The sequence below is a fragment of the Romboutsia weinsteinii genome (genome assembly GCF_002250835.2).
In the GTDB taxonomy this organism is placed as follows: Bacteria; Bacillota; Clostridia; order Peptostreptococcales; family Peptostreptococcaceae; genus Romboutsia_A; species Romboutsia_A weinsteinii.
Map to the genome: position 1 here is coordinate 1 of NZ_NOJY02000141.1, position 1252 is coordinate 1252.

The 1252-nt window shown below is 31.4% G+C and carries 1 protein-coding gene; it reads right to left on the reverse strand.

Annotation, left to right across the window (positions count from 1 at the left end; genetic code table 11):
• Positions 1–110: 110 nt before the first annotated feature.
• Positions 111–1252: DUF3553 domain-containing protein (locus CHL78_RS20195; RefSeq protein ID WP_116041775.1), on the reverse strand; the 1142-nt coding region annotated here is incomplete at its 5' end.

Below are 1252 nucleotides of genomic sequence, written 5' to 3' on the forward strand. Positions count from 1 at the left end.
GCTATAAATATAGTCCATTAAATTTTTTGCAAACTCTTTTTTCCCCATACCACTACCTCCTAGTGTATTTTATGGCTAGAGGTATATCTCTAGCCATATCTAATATATTTTTATAATAAATCTAGAGTCGTATACTCTTTATTTATTTTTTTAATACCTTGCTTATCAAATGCAATTGTAACCTCTGTACCTACTACACTTATTACAGTTCCTATACCAAACTTAGGATGGTGAACTTTACTTGCTAATTTTATATCATCTATATTAGTTTCCTTCGAAGAGTCTTTAACTGTGGCATTTACCTTAGACGCTACAGTAGATTTATTCACAGTATTCATATATTTCTTTGTATATTTATCTAGTATATTATAGCTAGCTTTTGAGTAAGTTAATTCTTTTTTAACAGTGTTTAATTTTTGTATACATTCCTCTGGAAGTTCTTCCATAAATCTAGATGCTATAGCTGGATTAGTCCTTCCATATAAAGTCCTCTTTTGAGTTAGAGTCATATATAAATGTTCCTTTGCTCTTGTTATACCAACATAGCAAAGCCTTCTCTCTTCTTCTATTTCAGAGTCATTCATAGACTTTACCGCTCTAGATATGGGGAATAACCCTTCCTCCAGACCAGTTAAAAATACGACTGGGAACTCAAGACCCTTAGATGTATGAATAGTCATAAGAGATACTTTATCATTTTCTTCGTCATTGTTAGACTCTGAAGTAAGAGCTATACCTGTTAAGAAAGTTTCTAAGTCTTTTTCTTCACTATTTTGTTCAAACTCTAAAGCTATAGATATAAACTCTTTTAGGTTGTCTATTCTATCTTGTGATTCTTCATTTTTGTCCTTTTCTAATTCATCTAAGTAACCTGTAACATCAAGTACCTTTTCTATAAGCTTACTTACGGGATAAACTTCCTTTATAGTTCTAAGGGTACCTACTACATCTACAAATCCACTTATACTTGCTCTTGCCTTAGTAGATATATCTGAATTAGTATCAATATCTATAAGCACTGAGTATACACTCTCTTGCTTTAAACTAGCTCTGTCTTCTATCTTTTCAATAGTTCTAAGACCTATCCCTCTTCTTGGAACATTTATTATTCTCTTAAGAGATATATCATCTTGAGGATTTTGTATAACTCTTAAGTATGCAACTAAGTCTCTTATCTCTTTTCTTTCATAGAACTTAGTACCACCATAAATGTTGTATGGTGTTTGGCTTCTATTTAAAGCATCTTCTATAG